This is a genomic window from Roseivivax sp. THAF197b, assembly GCF_009363255.1.
Taxonomy (GTDB): Bacteria; Pseudomonadota; Alphaproteobacteria; order Rhodobacterales; family Rhodobacteraceae; genus Roseivivax.
In genome coordinates this window covers 2,055,655-2,077,804 of sequence record NZ_CP045318.1, presented here as the reverse complement: position 1 = coordinate 2,077,804, position 22,150 = coordinate 2,055,655, and the positions used below count along the sequence as shown (strand labels likewise).

Annotated in this window: 21 protein-coding genes and 1 tRNA gene; 16 read left to right on the top strand and 6 right to left on the bottom strand. The window is 61.5% G+C overall.

Going from position 1 to position 22,150, the window contains the following annotated elements:
* Positions 1-13 precede the first annotated feature (13 nt).
* Positions 14-529 (bottom strand): hypothetical protein, encoded by a 516-nt coding sequence (locus FIV09_RS10245; protein ID WP_254702199.1) that lies wholly within the window; start codon positions 527-529, stop codon positions 14-16.
* A 158-nt stretch (positions 530-687) separates the two neighbouring features.
* Here FIV09_RS10245 and FIV09_RS10240 point away from each other — a divergent pair, with 158 nt between their 5' ends.
* Positions 688-1,098 carry a SufE family protein gene (locus FIV09_RS10240; protein ID WP_152449849.1) on the top strand — a complete coding sequence of 137 codons (411 nt, stop codon included), beginning with the start codon at positions 688-690 and terminating at the stop codon, positions 1,096-1,098.
* A 292-nt stretch (positions 1,099-1,390) separates the two neighbouring features.
* Here the strand turns inward: FIV09_RS10240 and FIV09_RS10235 are convergent, their stop codons facing one another.
* From FIV09_RS10235 to fabI, 5 genes are all read right to left on the bottom strand, one after another.
* A complete protein-coding gene (locus FIV09_RS10235) occupies positions 1,391-1,795 on the bottom strand; it encodes a cytochrome c (protein ID WP_254702198.1) in 405 nt (134 codons plus the stop codon).
* 158 nt (positions 1,796-1,953) lie between these two features.
* Entirely contained in the window at positions 1,954-3,468 is a 1,515-nt protein-coding gene (gene trpE / locus FIV09_RS10230) for an anthranilate synthase component I (RefSeq protein ID WP_152449847.1), read from the bottom strand.
* Between the two features lie 7 nt (positions 3,469-3,475).
* A complete protein-coding gene (locus FIV09_RS10225; protein WP_152449846.1) occupies positions 3,476-5,323 on the bottom strand; it encodes a peptidylprolyl isomerase in 1,848 nt (615 codons plus the stop codon).
* 89 nt (positions 5,324-5,412) lie between these two features.
* Positions 5,413-5,916 (bottom strand): xanthine phosphoribosyltransferase, encoded by a 504-nt coding sequence (gene gpt / locus FIV09_RS10220; protein ID WP_152449845.1) that lies wholly within the window; start codon positions 5,914-5,916, stop codon positions 5,413-5,415.
* A gap of 98 nt (positions 5,917-6,014) precedes the next feature.
* Complete coding sequence (gene fabI / locus FIV09_RS10215) at positions 6,015-6,821, bottom strand: enoyl-ACP reductase FabI (protein WP_152449844.1); 807 nt, start codon at positions 6,819-6,821, stop codon at positions 6,015-6,017.
* A gap of 117 nt (positions 6,822-6,938) precedes the next feature.
* Here fabI and pdxH point away from each other — a divergent pair, with 117 nt between their 5' ends.
* The 15 genes from pdxH to FIV09_RS10140 all read left to right on the top strand — a co-directional run bounded on the left by pdxH (position 6,939) and on the right by FIV09_RS10140 (position 22,138).
* A complete protein-coding gene (pdxH, locus tag FIV09_RS10210; protein WP_152449843.1) occupies positions 6,939-7,544 on the top strand; it encodes a pyridoxamine 5'-phosphate oxidase in 606 nt (201 codons plus the stop codon).
* Between the two features lie 111 nt (positions 7,545-7,655).
* Positions 7,656-8,189, top strand: a complete 534-nt coding sequence (locus FIV09_RS10205; protein WP_152449842.1) for a cold-shock protein — start codon at positions 7,656-7,658, stop codon at positions 8,187-8,189.
* Entirely contained in the window at positions 8,156-8,659 is a 504-nt protein-coding gene (locus FIV09_RS10200) for a DUF192 domain-containing protein (protein ID WP_152449841.1), read from the top strand. Before FIV09_RS10205 ends, FIV09_RS10200 begins: the two co-directional genes overlap by 34 nt.
* Before the next feature lie 43 nt (positions 8,660-8,702).
* Positions 8,703-8,779: transfer RNA gene (locus FIV09_RS10195), tRNA-Pro, on the top strand.
* Between the two features lie 522 nt (positions 8,780-9,301).
* Positions 9,302-12,973, top strand: a complete 3,672-nt coding sequence (locus FIV09_RS10190; protein ID WP_152449840.1) for a vitamin B12-dependent ribonucleotide reductase — start codon at positions 9,302-9,304, stop codon at positions 12,971-12,973.
* 268 nt (positions 12,974-13,241) lie between these two features.
* On the top strand, positions 13,242-13,832 hold the full coding sequence (locus tag FIV09_RS10185; RefSeq protein ID WP_152449839.1) for a hypothetical protein: 591 nt from the start codon (positions 13,242-13,244) through the stop codon (positions 13,830-13,832).
* A 23-nt stretch (positions 13,833-13,855) separates the two neighbouring features.
* On the top strand, positions 13,856-16,399 hold the full coding sequence (locus FIV09_RS10180; protein WP_152449838.1) for a methyl-accepting chemotaxis protein: 2,544 nt from the start codon (positions 13,856-13,858) through the stop codon (positions 16,397-16,399).
* Between the two features lie 46 nt (positions 16,400-16,445).
* Complete coding sequence (locus tag FIV09_RS10175; RefSeq protein WP_172975683.1) at positions 16,446-16,991, top strand: chemotaxis protein CheD; 546 nt, start codon at positions 16,446-16,448, stop codon at positions 16,989-16,991.
* Positions 16,992-16,999: 8 nt separating this feature from the next.
* Positions 17,000-17,290 (top strand): STAS domain-containing protein, encoded by a 291-nt coding sequence (locus tag FIV09_RS10170; RefSeq protein WP_152449836.1) that lies wholly within the window; start codon positions 17,000-17,002, stop codon positions 17,288-17,290.
* Positions 17,287-17,664, top strand: coding sequence for a response regulator (locus FIV09_RS10165; RefSeq protein WP_152449835.1), 378 nt, complete (start codon positions 17,287-17,289; stop codon positions 17,662-17,664). Before FIV09_RS10170 ends, FIV09_RS10165 begins: the two co-directional genes overlap by 4 nt.
* Positions 17,661-19,964, top strand: coding sequence for a chemotaxis protein CheA (locus tag FIV09_RS10160; RefSeq protein ID WP_254702196.1), 2,304 nt, complete (start codon positions 17,661-17,663; stop codon positions 19,962-19,964). Before FIV09_RS10165 ends, FIV09_RS10160 begins: the two co-directional genes overlap by 4 nt.
* A complete protein-coding gene (locus tag FIV09_RS10155; protein WP_371417696.1) occupies positions 19,951-20,475 on the top strand; it encodes a chemotaxis protein CheW in 525 nt (174 codons plus the stop codon). The genes FIV09_RS10160 and FIV09_RS10155 overlap by 14 nt, the downstream gene beginning before the upstream one ends.
* Positions 20,463-21,341 (top strand): protein-glutamate O-methyltransferase CheR, encoded by an 879-nt coding sequence (locus FIV09_RS10150; protein WP_152449834.1) that lies wholly within the window; start codon positions 20,463-20,465, stop codon positions 21,339-21,341. The genes FIV09_RS10155 and FIV09_RS10150 overlap by 13 nt, the downstream gene beginning before the upstream one ends.
* A 3-nt stretch (positions 21,342-21,344) precedes the next feature.
* Positions 21,345-21,731, top strand: a complete 387-nt coding sequence (locus tag FIV09_RS10145) for a response regulator (protein WP_152449833.1) — start codon at positions 21,345-21,347, stop codon at positions 21,729-21,731.
* A gap of 23 nt (positions 21,732-21,754) precedes the next feature.
* Positions 21,755-22,138: a hypothetical protein gene (locus FIV09_RS10140; protein WP_152449832.1), complete on the top strand. Its 384-nt coding sequence runs from the start codon at positions 21,755-21,757 to the stop codon at positions 22,136-22,138.
* Positions 22,139-22,150: the final 12 nt, after the last annotated feature.

The following is a 22,150-nucleotide window of genomic DNA, read 5'->3' as shown; positions in this document are numbered from 1 at the left end:
ACGCGTCTGCCGCTTAGCGGCGCGTGACCAGCGCGTTGCCCGCGCCGCGAACCTCGATTTCGCGGATGCCGGAGAGTTCCTGATCCGTCAGGTAGACGGCGACTGTCACGCTGCGCGCATTGGGGCCCGTGCCCGCGGGGCCGGGGGCGAGGCGGGCATCCAGCGAATAGACCAGCCGTGCCTGATCGTTGATCTCGACAGGGGTGAGCCGCGCCTCGTAGCGCCCGGGCGTGGGGGCAAGGCCGGTTGCGGTCACGACGGCGCCGCCCGGACGACGCAGTATCGACAGCTCGGAGACCTGCGCGATGGGCCGACCCTGATAGGGCTGATCATCGGAGCTGCGGAAAATACCAGCACCCGCGCGGCGTTGCGGAATCAGCGGGTTGGTGGCCGCAGGGTTGGCGGCATCCGTGGCGACGGGCACCGATTCCGCCTGTCCGAACCAGTTGAACGGGTTCAGGCGCGTGCCGCATCCCGGCAGGCTCAGGCCCGCAGCCAGACAGATCACGAGCGGTATTCTGATCGACATCCATGCCCCTCCGGCTGCCTCGCGCAGCGTTTCCCTTCCACTAGCCGATTGATCGGCCTGTGAAAAGCCCATCTGCGGCGCCAGGGCACTGGACGCGGGCAGTCGTGTCTCTTACCTCAAGGACAAAGACAATCCGCAAACAGCCGCAAGGAGCGTGCATGGCACAGCCCGCATTCGAAGACGTGGTCGAGGATTTCGCCTTTCTCGACGATTGGGAAGACCGGTACCGCCTCGTGATCGAGATGGGCCGCGACATGGAGCCGCTCGACGAGGCGCTGAAAGTGCCTGCCACCAAGGTCGAGGGCTGCGCGAGCCAGGTCTGGCTGCATCCCCGGATCGAGGCAGGGGACTTTCATTTCCAGGGCGACAGCGACGCCATGATCGTGCGCGGGCTGATCGCGGTGCTGCACAAGTTGTATGACGGGCTGCCGGTGGACCAGGTCGCCGCCGTCGATGCCAAGGCGGAGCTCGGACGGCTCGGGCTCAACGATCATCTGTCGGCGCAGCGGTCGAACGGCTTGCGCGCGATGATCGAGCGGATCCGGGCACAGGCGGTCGAAGCGGCCTGACCGGGGCTTTCTGGGCCTTCGCGCAGGCCTTGATCCAAAGGGCTGCGCGGTGCCCGCGCAGACATGTCATGCCCGTGCTTTCCCGATGGGAAAGCACGGGCGGTTTTTTGCGTATTTTCAGAAAGGTGAAGCGCAAAGGGCAGGGCGCGGAGGCAAAGCTGCGCGCAAGTCCCGGGGTTTGGGAGCCGCAGCACCGAAACGCCGACGCGTCGATCTGAACGGCGCGTTATCTGCGCCGGATGCACGGAACACGTCCACCCGGCGAGACCTGCAAAGCACCGCAGGGCGCAGGTCAGTCCTGCAGGCTTTCCAGATAATAGGCGAGCGACAGGATCTTGCCGCGCGCCTCCAGCACGCCGCTGTAATCCATGTCGTCACCGCCGTTGCGGCTGAACACATCGCCATAGACCGGCATCGGCCCGCCATGGGCGCGCAGCCCGGTGCGGCCGTCGATGATGTGGATCACGTCCAGCATCGGAAATTCGCCGTCATTCCTTGCGGCGAGGCCAACGAGATCCGGGACCTCCTGGGTGAGCAATTCGGTCAGCGGGCCATCGCCCGCCGCACCGCTGCCGTGGCAGGTGGCGCAGAATTGCGAATAAAGCTCCGAGCCGTGGTCGTTATCCTGTGCCGCACCTTGCGTGGCGAGACAGAGCAGGACGGCGGCAAGCGCTGCGCGTTTGGGCTTCGAAATCACGATGAACCTCCCTTGTTGAGACGGCGCAGACCCGTCCCGGGATGCGCAAGGGAAGTGTGGCATGCTCGGATGGCGGCAGGCTTGAGCGAGATCAATCGCGTGCGGGGGCGCTGCGCCGGGCTGTCTTCTGTGCGGTCTTGCTGGTGGTTCTCCGGGTCTCAGCCGTTGCCGGTCCCGGTGAAGCGCGCCGCATCGGCCGCAGCCCGCCGGATCGCGTTCGATTTGTGCACCGTCTCCTGGTACTCGGCCTCGGGATCACTGTCATAGACCACGCCGCCGCCCGCCTGGATATAGAGCTTGTCGTCCTTGACCACCGCGGTGCGCAGCGCGATGCACATGTCCATGTCGCCGCCTGCGGAGAAATACCCGACGCCGCCGCCATAGATACCGCGCTTTTCGGGCTCGAGCTCGTCGATGATCTCCATCGCGCGGACCTTGGGCGCGCCCGAGACCGTGCCCGCGGGCAGGCCTGCCAGAAGCGCCGAGAGCGCGTCGTGATCCTCGCTGAGCTCGCCCACCACGTTCGAGACGATATGCATGACGTGGCTGTAGCGCTCGATCACGAATTTCTCCGTGGGATGCACGGTGCCGATCTTCGACACCCGCCCCGTATCGTTGCGCCCCAGATCCAGCAGCATCAGATGCTCGGCCAACTCCTTGGGATCGGCCAGCAGGTCCGCTTCGTTCGCGTCGTCCTCGGCAGGCGTCGCACCGCGCGGCCGCGTGCCCGCGATGGGCCGGATCGTGACCTCGCGCCCGAAGACCCGCACGAGGATCTCGGGAGAAGCGCCGATGACCTGGAAGCCGCCGAAGTTGAAATAGAACATGAAGGGCGACGGGTTCGTGCGCCGGAGCGAGCGATAAAGCGCGAAGGGCGGCAGCGGGAAATCCTGCGTCCAGCGCTGGGATGGCACGACCTGGAAGATGTCTCCCGCGCGGATGTAATCCTTGGCGCGCTCGACCGCTTGCTTGTAGCCCTCATGGGTGAAGTTCGAGCGTGGCGTACCGAGCTCGGCGGCTTCACCCAGGGTGCGGGCCTGCTGCGGCAGGGCGCGTTCGAGGTCGCGAACCGCGTCCATCACCCGCTCGGCGGCTTGCGCATAGGCCGCGCGCGCCGATTGACCCGACGAGACCCAGGCGGGCGAGACGACGATCACTTCGCCCTTCACCCCGTCAAGCACGGCCACCACGGAGGGCCGGATCAGCGTGGCATCGGGCAGGCCCAGCGGGTCGGGGTTCACATCGGGCAGATGCTCCACAAGCCGGATCATGTCGTAGCCGAGATAGCCGAAGAGCCCGGCGGAGGCCTGCGGCAGTCCGTCGGGCAGGTCGATGCGGCTTTCCTCGAGAATGGCACGCAGGGCGGTCAGCGGATCGGCGTCCATCGGCTCGAAGGCCTGCGCGTCAAAGCGCGCCTGCCGGTTCACGCGCGCAGCCTCGCCATGGCATTGCCAGACCAGATCGGGCTTCATGCCGATGATCGAATAGCGCCCGCGCACCTCGCCACCGGTGACCGATTCCAGCATGAAGGCGTCGCTGGCCGCCCCCGTCAGCTTCAGCATGAGCGACACGGGCGTGTCGAGATCAGCCGCGAGGCGGGCATAGACCACCTGGTTGCGGCCCGCGTCATACGCGGTCTCGAACTCCGCGAAGGAAGGGGTCAGATCGGCCATGATGCGCTCACTGGAGGGAGGAATTGACCGCGTTGAGCGCGTCCTGGTTCACGGTGACGCCCGCACGGGACTGGATGTCTGCAGACAGCGCGCGGAACAAATCGTCCGCCAGTGCCGCCTCGGCCTGTTCGGACAGGCGTGTCGCCAGCGCCACGGCGTCTTCGCTTTCGGGATCGGCGGGGGTGATGGCATCCACGCGGATCACCGCGACGCGATCCGGGCCTGCCACCGCGATGGCGCTGCCGCTTTCGGCATCAAACGCATCGGCAACGGCGTTCCGGGGCAGGCGCTCCGGCACTGCGGTCCGCTCCACACCGGTCAGTTCGGTGTCTGGCAGGCCGCGATCTGCAAAGCTCGCACCCTGGCTGATCGCCTCGGCATGCGCCTCTGCCTGTTCCAGCAGCGCCGCGGTGGTCCGCTCCTGCTCCCACGCGGCGGAGACCTCGGCCTCGACCTCCTCGAAGGAAGCGGGCGCGGGCGCGTCGATCCCGTCGACGCGCAGCGCAAAGAGCCCGCCATCGCCCAGTTCGACGATTTCGGGGTAATCGTCTTCGGCGGCGGCGCGGGCCGCGCTGTTGAAGGCCGGGTAGGCGGCGATGTCGTCGTTGCTGTCGCGGTTCCAGTCGATCTGGCCCAGCGTCAGATCCGTGGACTCCGCCAGTTCCTCGAGCGTGGCGCCGCCTGCAAGTTCGTTGTCGTAGCTTTCGGCCTGCGCGGCGATCACGCGGCGGGCGCGATCCAGAACCAGCGTGTCGCGCAGCATCGGCACGGCCTCCTCGAAGGAGGTCTCGACCGCGGCGAGCTCGGCATTCACGCGGAAAAGCGCAGGCCCAAGGCCCGTGGGGGCGGGACCCGCCACGCTGCCCGTCTCGGCGGCGAAGACGGCTTCTGCCGCATCGCCCAGATCGTCGCGGGACACGGCACCCAGATCGGTATCCGACAGCGCAAGCCCGCGTTCGGCCACCAGCGCCTCGAAGGTGATCTCGCCATCCGCGATGCGCGCCGCCGCGGCCTCGGCCGCCGTATCGTCGGAGAAGACGAGACGCTCGACCAACCGCCGCTCGGGCATGTTGAAGCGCGCCGATTGCTCCTCATAGGCTTCGCGCAGGGTCTCTTCGGGCACCTCGACGCTGTCGAGAATCATGTCCGGCGTGATCCAGGCATAGGTGATGCGTTTCGTCTCGGGGATCGTGTAGCGGTCGATATTCTCGTCGTAGAAGCTGCGCAGGTCGTCTTCGGTGGGGGCGTCGATGCCCACTTCCAGATCGGCACCAGTCAGGACCGCGAAGGTCACGTCGCGGCGCTCGCCTGCATATTCGATGATCGCGTCGGTATAGGGCGCGGGCATGGTCAGCCCGGAGAAGACGCCGCCCTGAAAGACGGTGCGCGAAATCTCGTTGCGGAGGTCTTCCTCGAATTCGCTCTCGCTCATGCCCGCATTGTCGAGGGCGAAGGAATAGGCGTCGCGGCTGAATTGACCGTTGGGGCCCTGGAAGGCACCGACCTGGGCAAGCTCTGCCGCGACCATTTCGTCACCGACGGAGATGCCGAGGCGGTTGGCTTCGTAATCGAGCGCGCGGGTCAGCACGAGCTGCGAAAGCACCTGCGTGTCGAGACCGGCCTGGCGTGCTTCGGCGAAGGTCACGGCTTCGCCCCGCTGCGCCTGCAGCGCGCGCAATTCCTGCTGAACCGCGCGGGCATAGGCGTCGACGCTGACCTCCTGGTCGCCCACGGCCGCCACGCTGCGCGCCGTGCCCGACAGGTTGACGGCGCCGAAGCCCGCCAGACCGACGAGCAGAAGGCCCATCAGGATCCACAGGAAGAACTTGGAAATACGGCCGGCCTTGAGTGCCATGCGGGCTCCTCGATGGATGCAAAAACAGGGTCGGGGACACGTCTAGGCGAGAGGCGTTTGCCCCGCAAGGGCAGGGCGCGCGCGCCGCCTCAGTCGTCCGCGCCGTGGAACGGTTTGACGTATTGCAGCGCCATGTCCCAGGGAAAGAAGATCCAGGTGTCCTGGCTGACTTCCGTGATGAAGGTGTCGACCATCGGGCGGCCCTTGGGCTTGGCGTAGACGGTGGCCACATGCGCCTTCGGCATGGCCCGGCGGACCACTTCCAGCGTGCGGCCCGTGTCCACCAGATCGTCCACGATCAGGATGCCGGTGCCGTCGCCCACCACCTCCATGTCCGGGCTCTTGATGATGCGCGGCTCGGACTGGGTCTGGTGGTCGTAGCTTTTCACGCTGATCGTGTCGACGGTGCGGATATCGAGCTCGCGCGCAACGATCATCGCGGGCGCCATGCCGCCGCGGGTGATGGCCACCACGGCGCGCCAGCCGCCTTCGGGCACATTCGATTGCAGCCGCCAGGACAGTGCGCGCGCGTCGCGGTGCAACTGGTCCCAGCTGACATGGAAGCCTTTTTCATGCGGCAGAAGATCGGTCATGGCGTCATTCCTCGGAGTGCGCGGGGCGGTCGCGGCAATTGGCCGCCCCGGATGTGTGCAGCGCGCGGCCCGGTCGGATAAGCGGCGCGCGCCGGGGGTCAGGCTTTCTCGATATCGGGGGCGTCCACCGCCTTCATGCCGACGACGTGGTAACCCGCATCGACGTGATGCGTCTCGCCGGTGACGCCTGCGCTGAGATCCGACAGCAGGTAAAGGGCGGAGCCGCCCACATCGGCGGTCGTCACGTTGCGGCGCAGGGGCGAGTTATACTCGTTCCACTTCATGATGTAGCGGAAATCGCCGATGCCCGAGGCGGCCAGCGTCTTGATCGGACCTGCGGAGATTGCGTTCACCCGAATGCCGTCCTTGCCCAGATCCTCGGCGAGGTAGCGCACCGAGGCTTCCAGCGCGGCCTTGGCGACACCCATGACATTATAATGCGGCATGATCCGCTCGGCCCCGTAATAGGTCAGCGTCACCGCGCTGCCGCCTTCGGTCATCATCTTCTCCGCGCGCTGCATCACGCTGGTGAACGAATAGACCGAGATATCCATGGTCATGGTGAAATTGTCGCGGGTGGTGTCCACGTAGCGGCCGCGCAGCTGGGTCTTGTCCGAATAGCCGATGGCATGGACGATGAAGTCGAGCCGGTCCCACCGTTCCTTCAGGCCGTCAAAGAGCGCGTCGATCGACGCCTCGTCGCCCACATCGCAGGGCAGCACGATATCGGAGCCCAGGCTCTCTGCCAGCGGGCCCACGCGCTTTTTCAGCGCATCGCCCTGATAGGAGAATGCCAGCTCCGCACCCGCATCGGCACAGGCCTTGGCAATGCCCCATGCGATGGACTTGTCATTGGCAAGTCCCATGATCAGTCCGCGTTTTCCGGCCATAAGAGAGTTTGACATCGCCCGTCTCCACCCAACATTGCTGAATACCGTCCATAAGTGGAACCACAGGGGCCATCAAGGGCGACAAGATCGACCGGGGACGAAACGCATCTTTGCAACACCAAGGGGAATGTCATGACTGAGCGGGACGGAATTTTTGCGGGCGAGGATCCGTTCGAGATTGCGCGCGCCTGGCTGGCGGAAGCCGAGAAGTCGGAAGTGAACGATCCGAACGCCATCGCGCTCTCGACCGTCGATGCCGACGGGCTGCCCAATGCGCGCATGGTTCTGCTCAAGGATATCGAGGCCGACGCGTTCGTCTTCTACACCAATTACGGAAGCCAGAAGGCGACCGAGATCGAGGCTGCGGGCAAGGCCGCCTTCGTGATGCACTGGAAGTCGCTGCGTCGGCAAATCCGGGTGCGCGGCGTGACCGAAAAGGAAGACGGGCCCGCGGCAGACGCCTATTTTGATTCGCGCTCTCTCAAGAGCCGTCTTGGCGCTTGGGCGTCCGATCAGTCCCAACCGCTCAAAAGTCGGGCGGAATTGATGGGCAAAGTCGCCAAAATGACCACCAAGTTCGGCACAAACCCGCCGAGACCCCCCTTTTGGGGAGGTATCCGTATCCGTCCGGTTGAGATAGAATTCTGGGCAGATGGGGCGTTCAGACTGCATGATCGCTTCGTGTGGCGCAGGCAAATGGACGCGCACGACTGGAAAATTGACCGTCTGTCCCCTTGATGGTTTGCATTTCACGTGACGTGAACGGTTGAATGCACTTTCTGATTGAATTAGGCGGACGCCTCCACCGCGGCTTGCCGCGAGCGGCGTTCATCTGCTGACGGGTAGTTTATGCAAAGCGACGAAGGCGAGACGCGTGTTCTCGGTAGCGTGAAATGGTTCGACCCGGGTAAGGGCTTTGGGTTTGTCGTGGCAGACGATGGTGGCCGGGACATTCTTCTTCACGCGAACGTTCTTCGCAATTTCGGGCAAAGTTCCGTGGCCGATGGCGCGCGCGTGGAAATTTCCGTGCAGGAGACACCCCGCGGCTTCCAGGCCACCTGCGTGCATATGATCGAGCCCCCGTCCAGCGACACGACGCCGCCCCTTGCGGATTTCGAGGCGATGGACCCCGAGACGCTCGCCTCCGCCGAATTGGAGCCTGCGCGGGTCAAGTGGTTCGACAAGTCCAAGGGCTTCGGCTTTGCAAATGTCTTCGGCAGTGCCGAGGACGTGTTTATTCATGTCGAGGTCTTGCGCCGCTCCGGACTTGCGGATTTGTTGCCGGGCGAGGCGATTGTCCTGCGCGTCGTGCAGGGCAAACGCGGGCGCATGGCGACGGAGATCAATTCATGGGAAAGCGCGGTCGAATTGCACAACGCGTGATTGCCGCTCTGGCTCTCGGCGTTCTGTCGGTCACGTCGTTTGCGGGCAGTGCGGTTGCACAGACCTGCAGCGAGGACCGGATCACCCTGCGCGGCGATTTCGGCACGGCCAGTTTCCGCATCGCGCTGGCGGATACGCCGGGCGAACGCTCGCAAGGGCTGATGAACGTCCCGCAGATGGATCGATTCGCGGGCATGTTGTTCGTCTATGAGGAACCCGGCGACGTGGCCTTCTGGATGCGCAACACGCTCATCCCGCTCGACATGATCTTCGCGGACGAAACAGGCACCGTGCGCAAGGTGCATTCCAACGCCGTGCCGCATGATGAAACCGCGATCCCCGGCGCGCCCGGCACGCAATTTGTGCTCGAGATCAATGGCGGCCTGGCGGAGACGCTGGGCATCGCGCCAGGCACCGAGATGCTGCATCCGGCCATCGAGGACGCGGCCTGGCCCTGCGCCGCGGAATAAAGCGTCTTTTCAAACCGCGACCTTGTCGCTAGACGGAGCGCGTCGGGGCGTGGCGCAGCCTGGTAGCGCGACGGTTTTGGGTACCGTAGGTCGTAGGTTCGAATCCTATCGCCCCGACCATCCTCTCTCATCAGACCACCATATATTGATGCGATGCGCCCAACCTCGCGCATGGTGCGGGCGTTTGTCGCGTTTGCGCCTCTCCGAGTGCATCACACGCCTTCTTCCTTGCCTGTGGCGGACCCGCATCAGCCGGGCATGACGGCGGGTAAGTTCAGGTATTACACAAGATATGGTGGATAACTCTCCGCATAAATTAGGAAAATGCCGCTTTGGCCCAGCCGCATCCTGTGGATGAATCGGACGTGTCCGGGCAGGGGATGTGGGTCCCTGTGAGGTCAACACAAAATATAGCGTCGATTTGCAAAAAACGGCGTTGACGGAATCGCCCCGTGGCGTGAATGTAGCGTCTACCGGATCGGGGGCCGCTAGATATAGTGGTTCCGCCGCGGGGACAAACCGACGAACACATGCAGGTTTTACTGCCATCCGGCTGCGTCAGCGGCCGGGTCGGGATGGTGTCGTCTTGCGCTCGCGGTCCGGTTGAACAGTTGAGATTTTTTGAAGACGGGGCAGCGCAAAATGAAGATCGATCGTCACTACACGAAAGCCGGACAGGACGCTTACGAAGGCATTTCGTTTGTCACCACGGCGTCCGAAATTCGCAATCCGGACGGCACGATCGTCTTCCGCCTGGACGACATCGAGGTTCCCGCCTCCTGGAGCCAGGTCGCCTCCGACGTGATCGCGCAGAAATACTTCCGCAAGGCAGGCGTGCCCGTCGAGCTGAAGCGCGTCGAAGAGGCGGGAGTCCCGGAATTCCTGTGGCGCTCCGTGCCCGCGTCGAAGGACACCGAGCGCACCGGTGAGACCTCCTCGAAGCAGGTCTTCGACCGTCTTGCAGGCGCCTGGTGTTATTGGGGCTGGAAAGGTGGCTACTTCACCACCGAAGAGGACGCGCGCGCCTATTACGACGAAATGCGCCACATGCTGGCCACGCAGACGGCCGCGCCGAACTCGCCCCAGTGGTTCAACACCGGCCTGCATTGGGCCTACGGCATCGACGGTCCCGGTCAGGGCCACTACTACGTGGATTACAAGACCGGCAAACTGACGAAGTCGAAGTCGGCCTATGAGCATCCGCAGCCCCATGCCTGCTTCATCCAGTCCGTCGCAGACGATCTGGTGGGCGATGGCGGGATCATGGATCTCTGGGTCCGCGAGGCGCGCCTGTTCAAGTACGGCTCCGGCACCGGCACCAACTTCTCCTCGCTCCGGGGCGAGGGCGAGAAGCTGTCGGGCGGCGGCAAGTCCTCGGGCCTGATGGGCTTCCTGAAGATCGGCGACCGCGCGGCGGGTGCCATCAAGTCGGGCGGCACCACGCGTCGCGCGGCCAAGATGGTGATCTGCGACGCCGATCACCCGGACATCGAGGAATTCATCAACTGGAAGGTCAAGGAAGAGCAGAAGGTCGCGTCCATCGTCGCGGGCTCCAAGATGCACGAGCAGATGCTCAACGGCATCTTCGGGGCCATCGCGTCCTTCGACGGCTCCGCCGAGGGGGCATATGACCCGAAAACGAACCCGTCCCTGAAAGAGGCGATCCGCGCCGCCAAGAAGGTCCAGATCCCCGAGACCTACGTGAAGCGCGTGCTCGATTACGCCAAGCAGGGCTACACCTCGATCGAATTCCCGACCTATGACACCGATTGGGACTCCGAGGCCTACGCCTCGGTCTCGGGCCAGAACTCCAACAACTCGATCCGTGTGACCGACGCCTTCCTCAAGGCCGTCAAGGACGACGCCGATTGGGAGCTTTACAACCGCACCGACGGTTCGGTCGCCAAGACCATCAAGGCGCGCGATCTGTGGGAGCAGGTGGGCCACGCGGCCTGGGCCTGCGCTGACCCGGGCATCCAGTTCCACGATACCGTCAATGCCTGGCACACATGCCCCGAAGACGGCGCGATCCGCGGCTCGAACCCGTGCTCGGAATACATGTTCCTCGACGACACGGCCTGCAACCTCGCCTCGATGAACCTGCTCACGTTCCTCAAGGACGGCAAGTTCGACGCAGAGACTTACATGCACGCCACGCGTCTGTGGACCCTGACGCTCGAGATCTCGGTGACCATGGCGCAATTCCCCTCGAAGGAGATCGCGCAGCTTTCCTACGATTTCCGCACGCTGGGGCTTGGCTACGCCAATATCGGCGGTCTGCTGATGAACATGGGCTATTCCTATGACAGCGACGAGGGCCGCGCGCTTTGCGGTGCGCTGACCGCCATCATGACGGGTGTGTCCTACGCGACCTCCGCCGAGATCGCGGGCGAGCTCGGCGCCTTCTCGGGCTATGAGCGCAACAAGGCGCATATGCTGCGCGTCATCCGCAACCACCGCAACGCGGCCTATGGTGCTACCACCGGCTACGAGAAGCTCGCCGTGAAGCCCGTGCCCCTCGATCATGGCAACTGCCCCGATCAGGGCCTGGTGGACCTCGCGATGTCGACCTGGGACCAGGCCCTGAAGCTGGGCGAGGCGCATGGTTACCGCAACGCGCAGACCTCCGTGATTGCGCCCACCGGCACGATCGGTCTCGTGATGGATTGTGACACGACCGGGATCGAGCCCGACTTCGCGCTGGTGAAGTTCAAGAAGCTCGCAGGCGGCGGTTACTTCAAGATCATCAACCGCTCGGTGCCCGCGGCGCTCGAGAAGCTCGGTTATTCCTCCGCGCATATCGAGGAGATCGTCTCCTACGCCGTGGGCCACGGCTCCATCGGCAACGCGCCCGGCATCAACCACACCTCGCTCGTCGGTCACGGCTTCGGCCCCGCGCAGCTGGAAAAGGTGGACGGCGCGCTGGCCTCGGCCTTCGACATCCGCTTCGTCTTCAACCAGTGGACCCTGGGCGAGGAATTCTGCCGCGAAGTGCTGGGCATCCCGGCCGCCAAGCTGAACGATCCCTCCTTCGATCTGCTGCGTCACCTGGGCTACACGAAGGCCGAGATCGAGGCTGCCAATGACCATGTCTGCGGCACCATGACCCTCGAAGGCGCACCGCACCTCAAGGAAGAGCATTACGCGATCTTCGATTGCGCCAACCCCTGCGGCAAGAAGGGCAAGCGCTTCCTCGGTGTCGACAGCCACATCAAGATGATGGCCGCGGCGCAGAGCTTCATTTCGGGCGCGATCTCCAAGACGATCAACATGCCCAACGACGCCACGATCGAGGATTGCCAGCGCGCCTATGAGCTCTCCTGGTCGCTCGGCACAAAGGCCAACGCGCTCTACCGCGACGGCTCCAAGCTGAGCCAGCCCTTGGCCTCCGCGCTTGTCGAGGATGACGACGAAGCCGCCGAGATCCTGGAATCGGGCTCGGTCCAGGAAAAGGCCGCCGTGCTGGCCGAGAAGGTGGTCGAGAAGATCGTCATCAAGGAGGTCGAGAAGGCCACCGCGCGCGAGAAGATGCCCGAGCGCCGCAAGGGCTACACCCAGAAGGCCATCGTCGGCGGGCATAAGGTCTACCTGCGCACCGGCGAATATGCCGATGGCTCGCTCGGCGAAATCTTCATCGACATGCACAAGGAAGGTGCGGGTTTCCGGGCGATGATGAACAACTTCGCCATCGCGGTCTCCGTGGGCCTTCAGTATGGCGTGCCGCTGGAGGAGTTCGTCGACGCCTTCACATTCACCAAGTTCGAGCCTGCGGGCATGGTGCAGGGCAACGACTCGATCAAGAACGCGACCTCGATCCTCGACTACATCTTCCGCGAACTGGCCGTGTCCTATCTTGACCGTACCGATCTGGCGCATGTGAAGCCCGAAGGGGCCACCTTCGACGATATCGGTCGCGGCGAGGAAGAGGGCGTGTCCAACGTCAAGGAGATCTCCGAAAGCGCCGCGTCCAAATCGCTCGAAGTGCTCAAGCAGATCAGCTCGTCGGGCTACCTGCGCAAGCGCGTCCCGCAGGAGCTGGTGGTGCTTCAGGGCGGTCAGGCCACGGCTTTCGCCGCGCCGGATAATGCCTCCGCGGCGCTGACCACGTTGATGCCCGAGACGACGACCACGACCACCACGGTCGCCATGAAGTCCGAGACCACGTCCACGTCGGGCGGCATGGACGCCTCCGCCAAGGCCCGGATGCAGGGCTTCGAGGGCGAGGCCTGCGGCGAGTGCGGCAACTACACGCTCGTGCGCAACGGCACCTGCATGAAGTGCAATACCTGCGGCGGCACGTCGGGCTGTAGCTGACACGGCATAGGTCACGAGGCGGGTGCGCTCGCCTCGGCGCCGATCTGGCCGCAGGCAGAAAACAACGGGCGGTAAACGATGAGCCGGATCGGAAAGACTGGGGGTCCCTGCGGGGGCCCCCTTTTTATTGTGCACGTCTGCGACGAATAAAGTTTTAGGCAGCCCGTTGGGCGGGGGACCGGGCGGATTCAGCAGATCTTAAAGTCCGGGCGTCAGAGAGGATGGTGTTCTTGCCGGTGCGACCGGCCCATCAACTCGGGACAAACCAATGTTCAAGATTCCCTCGCGCGCCGCGCATACCGGTCTGCTCACTGCCCTCGCGCTCGCGGCCGGCCCGACCTTCGCCGCCAATTCCGCCAGCGACGCCATGGCCGCCTATGTGGCGGAGCTTCAAAACGAATTGGCGGGACAACCCGCCGTGTGGCGCGCCCTGCGCCTGTCCAGCAGCGCGCATGCCAGCCTGTCGGAAGACGATATCCTCGTGCTCGATCAGCAATGGCGCAATCAAGTCGGGCTCTCTGACCGGCCCGTGGTCTCTGCCGTGCTTGACAACCCTGCATCTGAGGCGCTGCGCGTGATGCAGGAGGCGGCGGGCGGCCAGGTCACCGAGATCATCGTGATGGACGCCGTGGGCCTCAATGCCGCCATCAGCGCGGTTACGTCTGATTTCTGGCAAGGCGACGAGGCGAAGCATTCCGAAACCTACGGACGCCCGGCAGGCACGCTTCACGTCAGCGATGTCGAATTCGACGAATCCAGCCAGACCTACCAGGTCCAGGTTTCCGCACCTCTGTTCGATCCGATGACGGACGCACCGGTTGGCGCCGTCACCTTCGGTCTGAACGCGGAAATGTTCTGAACACACGCGAGAAGGAGCCGCACATGGCCGCCCGATCCTTTCTGAATATTCATTCGGTTTTCTTGAAGCTGGCGGCCATGATCGTCCTGTCCATCATCTCTGTAGTGGCTGTGCTCGAATACCTGACAGCCCGCGGCTTCGACCAGGTGATTGCCCAATCCGTGGAGTCCAAGGCGCGGTCCGAGACGCAGTTATTCGCAAGCGCCGTCGCCGGTGCCGTCCGGTTCGACAAGAAAGACGTGCTCGGCGCCCAGCTTGAGGAGTTCATTGCGGGCTCTGACGAAGCGATGCGCTCCGTCGATGTCTATGACGCCGATCTGGAGCTGTTCTATCAGGCTGGGGCGACCTCCTCGTCGCAAACAAGCGACCTTGCCCGCCAGGCCGTCGAACAGGGCGCTACGGTTCAGGATCCCGAAACCCTGCAGACGGCACAGCCGCTGGTGTTCGGTCAGGATCAGGCGATCGTGGGCGTGATCGTGACAAGCTGGTCAACGGCGAAACTGCAGGCGATGAAGCAGGAAATTCTCAATTCCGCGCTCTTGATTGCCGCTGCGGTATGCGCGCTCGCTGTGGGTCTCGTCACCTACGCCATTCACCGGCTCGCCAAACGGCCGCTGCTCGCGGCACAAGCCGATATCGCGCGGCTTGAGGCCAAGGATTTCGATTTCTCGCCAACGGGAATCGGGCGCCGTGACGAATTCGGCCAACTGGCTCGGGCCATCGATGCGTTGCGCGGCGAACTCGCAGCGGGGGAGGAGAATTTCCGGCAAAGCCTCTTCAAAAGCGCCGCACTCGACCAATCATCGGCAGCACTCATGCTGCTCGACGAGAATTACACGATCACGCAGATCAGCAGCAAATTGGTGGAGCTTTTCGAGGCGCATTCCGACGGTCTCAAGAAGATGCGGCCTAACTTCGATATTGATCGCATCATCGGCATGAATATCAGCGATCTTTACCCGACTGATGATGTTCGCGAGAACCTGCGCAACATTGGTCACAGCTCGCTGGAAGGCCTGGTGCGTATGGACGATACGCGCATCACGATCTCCACCAGGGCGGTTTTCGACGACCAGGGCGCAGTCACAGGCTATGTCGTCGAATGGACGGACGTGACGCCGATTTGGCGCCAGCAGGCACTGATCTCCACCATTGACGACATCCAGATCAAGGCGGAATTCGCAATGGACGGCCTCTGCCGCGAAGCGAATGACCGTTTCTCCAAGGCGATTTCGATCGGTGCGCCCGGCACACTCCGTTTGCAATCCCTTCTGGCGCCCATGGCCGCCGAAACGGGAAAGCCTGTCGACGTTTTGATGCAGGAGATGAAGACCGGCACACCCGTGGTCGGGCAATTGAAACTCTCCGGCGCTGGCGAGGAAAAGATCGTCGACGGTTCGCTGTCCTGCATCCGCGACACGGATGGGTTTGGCCTCAGCTATCTCCTTCTTGGTACCGACATTACCGAAAAAGAACGAAGCCTGATGATCGCCGCACAGGAGCGCGAAGCCTCCGAGGTCGAAAAATCCGAGGTCGTGGAAGCCCTTGGTATCGGTCTCCGGTCCTTGTCCGACGGCGACTTGACGGCAACAATCGCCCAGGCCTTCCCGGGTCGCTACGAACAATTGCGCGCGGATTTCAATCAGACGGCCGACAAACTGGCCGCCGCTCTTCGCGAGATCTCGGAAAATGCCGAGAGCATCCGGAACGAATCCGGGGACATCACGAACACCGCGGACTCCCTTTCGCGCCGAACCGAAAGCACCGCGGCAACGCTCGAGCAAACGGCGGCGGCCCTCGATGAATTGACCAATGCGCTGAAAGCCGCCGCAGAGGGCGCGTCCCAAGCCGACAAGGTGGTCAAGGGCGCGCATCGTAAGGCCGAAGCGTCCGGCGAGGTGGTGATCGAAACGGTTTCTGCCATGGACGCCATTGCACAATCCTCGGACCAGATCACATCGATCATCCGGGTCATCGACGATATTGCATTCCAGACAAACCTCTTGGCCCTGAACGCAGGCGTTGAGGCTGCACGCGCAGGTGATGCGGGCCGTGGCTTTGCGGTCGTGGCCTCCGAGGTGCGCGCTCTGGCCCAGCGATCCTCCGAAGCCGCACGTGAAATCAATGGATTGATCGCCGACTCAGGTGGGCAGGTCAAGAAAGGCGTCGAACTCGTCGGCCAGACCGGAGAGGCGCTTCAGGACATCGTATCGTCTGTGACCGAGATTGCCGGACTCGTTTCGGAAATCGCCGGATCAGCCCAGTCGCAAAGCCTCAGCCTCGAGGAAATCAATGTTTCGGTGAACAAGCTCGACCAATCCACTCAACAGAATGCGGCGCGCTTGGAGGAAACAACGGCTGCAAGTGAAGCCTTGCGCAACAATGCGGCCTCTCTGGTCCAGACATTGTCGCATTTCCGGACCGGTGCCGCGATGCACGCCAAGCGACCTGGTCATTCAGACCGCCCGCAGCCTGTCGCAGCCGTAGCTGCTGCCTCCGGTGGCGGCAATGCGCAGATGTCTCATCCGCCCCTTTCCGGAGATGCTGCAAAGTGGGTCGATTTCTGATGCGCCAAGTAGAAACCGGACATTCGACACCAAAGCGGGGCCATCGATGAGTGCCCTTGATCGCCTCGCAGTCGGAGAAATGCGCAGCGTGCTTGTCGTCCAGGGCGAGCATCGCGTCACGGGAGAGAGTGATGTGCTCCTCACAACACTTCTGGGCTCCTGCATTGCCACCTGCTTGCACGACCCCGTCGCGAAAGTCGGTGGCATGAATCACTTCCTTGTCGCCGATGGTGGCTCTTCGTCAGTCGGAGCAGAGCGCTACGGGCTCTACGCGATGGAGGTCCTCATCAATGGTCTTCTAAAGCTTGGAGGGGACAAGCGACGCCTCCAAGCCAAGGTTTTTGGCGGCGCGGCGATGACCACGACTATGGGCCAGATCGGTGCTGCCAACATCTCTTTTGCGCGCGATTTCTTGAAGACCGAAAAGATAAACATCGTTGCCGAGGATGTCGGCGGACGCATTGCCCGTCGAGTTCGATATTGTCCCAGCACGGGACGTGCCAGTCTTTTGCACGTTGAGAACAGTGCGGATCCGGATTTGACCGTGTCTAGGCGGCCCAAAATTCCGCCGACCGATGTAACCTTATTCTAGGAGATGCCATGTCAGAGGTAATAGATCTGCCCAAAAAACTCGACACCTCTATGGCAGAAGGGCTGTCACAACGACTAAAGCGCGCCAGAACGGGTGACCTTTTGATTGATGGGCGACGCGTCCAAAGTCTGGGAACGCTCTGCGCGCAAGCGCTGGTTGGAGCGTATAAATATGCCAACAGCAATAGTCAAAAAATTAAGATCTTGGCTTCAGAAGCTATGAGAGACGATTTGCGATTGCTTGGTCTCTCTATGCTTATCGAGCCAGAAACTGACCTTGAGAACGGGGAAATGGAATGACGATCAAAATCCTTGCGATCGACGACTCCCGAACCATTCGCGAAATGCTTCGCCATAGCTTGGGTCAGGTTGGGTTTGATGTAACCTTGGCTGAAGATGGAATTGCAGGTCTTGAGGAAGTGGCAAAGATCAAGCCGGATGTTGTCATCACGGATATAAATATGCCCAGATTAGATGGCTTTGGTGTGATCGACGGTATTCGTCAGGGTCACGATCACCCGCGTGTTCCAATACTTGTGCTTACAACCGAGAGTGGTGATGAACTTAAGAACCGAGCGCGTAAGTCAGGCGCTACTGGTTGGATTGTAAAGCCGTTCGATGACGGTAAGCTCATTTCAGCTATTCGCCGAATTGCATCGGTTCAGCCGCAATGAGTAGTCTTGATGAATTGCGCTGGACCTTCTTCCTTGAATGCGCAGATTTGCTCGAAGCCTTGGATGACGGATTTGATAATTTGTCGGAAGCGGCCGAAGGTAGCGAGCTTGACCTGGAAGAAGTGAACGCTGTATTCAGAGCGGTCCATTCAATCAAGGGCGGGGCTGCTTCTTTTGCGTTGGAGGACCTGGTTCGTTTTGCGCATGAATTCGAGACAGTGCTCGATGCGATGCGGGCAGGTCGGCTTACACCCACCAAGGATGATTGGCGTGTGTTACGTCAGTCCGGTGATGTGCTCGCTGAATTGGTATCGGCCGCGAGGGATGGCGGCGAAATCGATGCTGCTCGTCACGCCGACGTCGCCCATGCATTAAGTGCATTGATTGGAGGTCAGCTTGAAGAAGTAGTAGATAAAACAAATGATCCTGCGCTTTTTGGAGCAACGCCAATTGCTCTTGAAGCTATTTCGGGTGAGACAGGTTTTGAGCCTGTTATGTTAACCACAAGCGATCACCTCACGGATGCTTCTGCGATCGGTGCTTCCGAAACCGATACTGCAGTAGATGAATTCAAAATTCACTTTGCAGCAACCACAACGCTTTTCGATAATGGGCATGACCCAGTGCACCTGTTTCGGGAGTTGTCGGAGCTTGGGGTACTCAATGTCACAACGGATATTTCAGAGTTCCCCAATGACGCGGATCCGACACAATGTCATCTGAAGTGGTGTTTGACGCTGTTGGCAAAGTGTGACGAAGAAGATATTCGTGAGATATTCGAGTTCGTCGAGTCGTTGGCTGATTTGAAGGTGCGGAGAATTGGTAGTTCAATTTCTTACGTAAATGATTTCGAGAATCAATCGACGTTGAGTGACCAGACAAATACAGGTTTAGCAATTAGCGATGCTGCCCCAGATAATATTTCAATTGCTTTGGGGTTGGAGACCTCGTTAGATACTGCTAAAGATAACAATTATAAAGAAGATGGTCTGGGAAAAGAAATTCAGCCGAGCAAGTCTCAGATGTCTGCAAGCGGGCAAAGGGTTAAAGCGGAAAAAAACCGGAAATCCACTGTTCGCGTAGACTTGGGGTTGGTTGACGATCTCATCAATATCGTTGGGGAGTTAGTAATCAATCAATCTTTCCTAAGCCAAAGCATCGCAGACGCCGGGCTTTCCGGGCAACCGCACCTGACAGCTGGACTTGACGAGTTTAAGAATTTGGCTCGTCAAATTCAGGAAGGGGTTATGGCTATTCGCGCGCAATCGGTGAAACCCTTGTTTCAACGTATGGCAAGAATCGTTCGGGAGGCATCATCCGTTGCCGGAAAGCCTGTACACTTTGAGACCTCCGGAGAGGCGACGGAAGTTGATACCACCGTCATTGAACGGCTCATTGATCCTTTGACGCACATCCTTCGAAATGCTGTTGACCACGGGCTGGAGCATCCAGAGGCACGGGCGGAGGCTGGAAAACAGCCGGAAGGCGTGGTGTCGATCAGCGCTGACCACCGGTCTGGTCGGGTACTCATCGAGGTCACTGACGACGGTGGTGGGATCAACCGGCCAAAGGTCTTGGCGATCGCGAAGGAAAAGGGGCTGGTCGCTGCCGATGCTCTGCTGCCCGATGAAGAGATTGATCGACTACTTTTCCAACCTGGCTTTTCAACGGCAGAAGCCGTCACGGATCTGTCTGGCCGAGGGGTTGGGATGGATGTGGTGCGCAGCGCGATCCAGAAGCTCGGTGGTCGCATAAATATATCGTCCACGCCAGGTCGGGGCACCACGATTTCAATTTCACTTCCGCTCACGCTGGCGGTTCTCGAGGGAATGGTTGTTAAGGTCGTCGGGCAGACGATGGTCATTCCAATCAACGCCGTCGTCGAGACACTTCGTCCCCGCCCTGATGAGATTGAACCTCTGACAGAGGGCGCCGAAGTCGTGCGGGTACGCGATCGGCTTGTTCCAATCGTCGATCTGGGCCTGGTCTTCGGCTACAACCGCGCCCGAAAGGCCGAAGAAGACCGCGTTCTGCTTCTTGTCGAGACCGAGCAGGGGCGGCATTGGGCATTGTCGGTCGATGAAATCCGCGATCAACGCCAGGTCGTCATCAAGAGCCTGGAAGAGAATTATGGCCGCGTTCCGGGCGTCGCCGCTGCGACGATCCTTGGTGACGGGCGCATCGCACTCATCATCGACCCGGAAGAGGCGATCCGCACGGCGACCGAAGCCGACAGGCTTCCGACTGCGCTTCTTTCAGCCACGGCGAAAAATGTGGAGGCCCAACATGCCGGAGCTTAATCCGATTGAACAGCACGATCATGCGTCCGCCGATATGCCATTGGATCACCGTGAACTGGTAACATTCCGGATCGGGGAACAGGACTTCAGCATGGACATCATGCTCGTCCGCGAGATTCGGGGATGGTCCGAAGCAACAGTGCTTCCATACGCGCCGCGCTACGTCCTTGGCGTTATCAATTTGCGGGGCGCCGTGGTCCCGATCATCGATCTTGCTGCGCGCCTTGGGCTGCCGCCCACGGAGCCCGGACCGCGACATGTCATCATCATTGTCGTTGATGGCACGCGGTTGACCGGTTTCTTGGTGTCGGCCGTATCGGATATCCTCAGCGTCGGCGCGGGCGAGGTGCAATCCGTGCCGACCCTGAACGACATGAACGCCTCGTTCCTATCAGGCGTCATTACGTCGAAATCGCGTTTGTTGCGCATTCTAGATGTCGCTGCGGCCTTGCCCGGTCAAGACCTCGATGATGGGACGCTTGTTCCAGCGGAAGCCGAATGTCTGAATTGAGCCAAGACATCTCAACGGATCTCGATGCGGACACCTTCGCGCGCATTGCCGGTGTGCTGCACGAAATCTCCGGCATTCGCCTGGAGGAAGCCAATGGATCGCTCGTCGTGTCTCGGCTTGCCAAAAGACTTCGAAAGCTCGGGCTGCAGTCCTTCCGTGAATACAGTGCCTTGGTTTCAAACCCAACCGCCCGATCCGAGCGTTATGAGATGGTCCTTGCGCTGACCACCAATACCACGCGCTTCTTTCGGGAACCTGGACACTTCAAGATCTTTTCGAACGATCTTTTGCCGCGGCTTGCCAAGAGGGCAAGGGCCGGAGGCCGTGTTCGCATCTGGTCTGCCGGATGCGCGTCCGGTGAAGAAGCATGGTGCCTTGCTGCATTGACGCTGAAGGCCTTCCCTGACGCGGCCCAGTATGACCTGCGCATCCTGGCCACCGATATCGATCGCGGTGTGCTTGCCGCCGCGGAAAAGGGAATTTACGCTGCGCGCTCTGCTGCAGCCGTTCCGCCTGACATGACGGCGACGATGTTCGCCCCGGCCAGCGACGGGACGGACCAGGTCTCGATCCGGAACGAATTGCGCGCCCTGGTGACGTTTCGGTATCTGAACTTTGTCGAACCCTGGCCTGTCAGTGGCCCGTTCGACGCGATCTTCTGCCGTAACGTCGCGATCTACATGGATGAAAAAACCCAAGCCAATCTTTGGCAGGGTCTCGAAGCCGTTCTCGACCCGGACGGGTATCTGTTTCTTGGACATTCAGAACGTCTGGGCCCGGGCTTTGAAAGCCGACTTGAACTCTTCGACAAGACCTCCTTCCGTCGCCCCGCATCTCAGCGGAGCCCGAACCTGTCAGGGATGTGACCGATGGCATTACGTGATAAATTGAGCGTTCTCGTGGTCGACGATATGAGCACCAGTCGCGGTCTGATCCTGATGGCGCTCGATGAGATCGGCATCAAGAACGTGGATTTCTGCGCCGATGGCCGGGCCGCGCTTGCCAAGCTGAGTGCGCAGCCGCGGCACCTCGTGATCTCGGATTACAACATGCCGGACGTGAACGGCCTGCAATTGCTGCATGCGCTGCGCAGCTCGGAAAAGACCGCGCGGATCGGCTTTGTCCTGATTTCAGGGCGCCTCGATGATGAAATCGTGACCCAGGGGCGAAAGCTCGGATTGAACAATGTTCTGCAAAAGCCGTTCGACACAGCTCAGATGAAGACGTGTCTCCAATCGGTTGTCGGGCCGCTTTGATGGGCGATGGTCTGGATCCACGCTTGAGCAAGGCCGCGGAAAAAATCGATCTGGACGCAACAGGTCCAGTTGACCTGAATCTATTGTTCCAGAGATTGGCGGATGAGCTGGCAGGGCTCGAGACGCAAAGCCAGCTGGTCGAGGCGTGCATGGACAAGATGCTGAATGAGGCCCGGGGCGAGGATGGAAACGTGTCCACGGTCGAACTCCAGTATCTGGACAGGATCACGCAAACGCTGGGCGAATTGCAGGCCTTCCTGCGCCGGGTTGCGCAGGCCGCACCCGCCGGGGTGGCGCTTGATCTGCAAGACGCAACGGATGCGGTGAAGCTGGGTGCCTTGTCCGAGAAACTCCAGGGGCGCGTCCCGAAAACCTGCGTAGAGGAGGGCAGTGTCGATCTGTTTTGAAACCTTAACCAT